Here is a 1,458-nt window from a genome sequence, read left to right on the forward strand (position 1 = left end):
TTGATCCGATCCCCGTATTTGTTCAAAATCAGGTTGATCGCATTTCGTTCCAATGCTCCACGCTGGCCAATACATAGATATTCTGATTCCACTTGTGGCCTGACTTCAAGATATCGGGTAATGGCTTTTCGCACTTCCTTATTTAATGGAATAGTGCGGAAGGAGTTTCCCTTACCGAGTACCTTCAGCATCCCTTTACGTTCACTAATCTCCATATCCTTCAGCTTGATGCCGACCAATTCGCTTACCCTTATCCCCGTTCCCATCAGTAATTCGATCATACAAATATGCATTCGATTGCCCATCCGGTGAATTTCATTCCGCAGCTTCCACAAATCCTTTTCCTCAAGACCCTTATACTGCCGAACAACCTTGTTCCTGACCGCTTCGATATGTATTTCTTCCTTAATATAGCCTTGTTGATGCATCCACTGTGCGAATACATTGATACTGGCAATCTTGCGGTTGATGGTCAGTATAGCTTGGTTAGTGCTTTGCAGAACCTTCTTGTACTCTACACCATCCAATTCAATCCACTTGTCCATTCCATATTCCGTCTTGCCCCGATACCAAGCTATGAACTGCAATACGTCCCGAATGTAACAGGAAACTGTGTTCTCGCTCCGATCCTTGCTCCGTAAATGTGCTTCAAACCCTTGAATATACTCCATATTCGCCCCCACCTTCGCTTGTGTGTCACATCATACCGTTGATATGGGGCAAAGTCCAGTGATTGCATAACCTATCTTATGCACTGATTCTGGCTACTTTTGGGGCTGATTCAGGGCTGAAACTGGGCGTTTATCTATACAAATACTGACGGCATAACGTTATGACTGCGAATCATCCGGCTCTACGTATCCTTCCTCAATCTCGACCGATTCCTCGATAGCTTCATAGTCGGCATCCACCACATCGGCTTCAATCATATCCAGAAATAGCTGCTTCCGTTCTTGTTCCAGTGCCTTCGTATTGACCACTAGCTCACGTCGATCATTCCACTCATTGGGTGCGCGGTTCTTTAAGTAGAAGATCATCGCTGTCGGATTGGGAGGCTGATATCGTTTTACCTTCTCGATACGCGTCTTCTTTTTTCCATTTTTGTCCTCTTCGACTATTGTACGAATTTCCTCATATTCATACCCCGTAGCAGCTTTCAAAAGTGAATTTTCCACGTGTGAAATAGGGACAGATCTGCTCCATTTGACTAGTTCAGCCAGCATCGGATGCTTATCAATATACTCGTACCAAGTGGTTTTACCTATGTCGAGTTTCCTGATAATGTCCTCTGCATTCACGCCTTCTTCAAACCATTGCTGAATCTCCGCGAGTCTAGGATATACATGTGTTTCCCACTTGGTTGGACGTTCCAATGCTTCAGCAAATTTGGGATGTTTCCTGCGATAATCGCCTAATGTCCAAATATGAATATTTAGTCGTTTCGCAATCTCTTCATCT

2 protein-coding genes are annotated in these 1,458 nt (G+C 44.3%); both read right to left on the reverse strand.

Translation table 11 applies throughout. The features are described from left to right. Positions 1 to 671, reverse strand: a 671-nt coding sequence (locus ACIFO6_RS24205; protein WP_430044613.1) for a tyrosine-type recombinase/integrase, incomplete at its 3' end; no start/stop codon positions are given. 159 nt (positions 672 to 830) lie between these two features. Next, positions 831 to 1,458, reverse strand: a 628-nt coding sequence (locus tag ACIFO6_RS24210) for a transposase (protein WP_430044615.1), incomplete at its 5' end; no start/stop codon positions are given.

Origin of the sequence: Paenibacillus sp. NRS-1781 (assembly GCF_050467745.1) — a bacterium.
Lineage (GTDB): Bacteria > Bacillota > Bacilli > Paenibacillales > Paenibacillaceae > Paenibacillus > Paenibacillus terrae_A.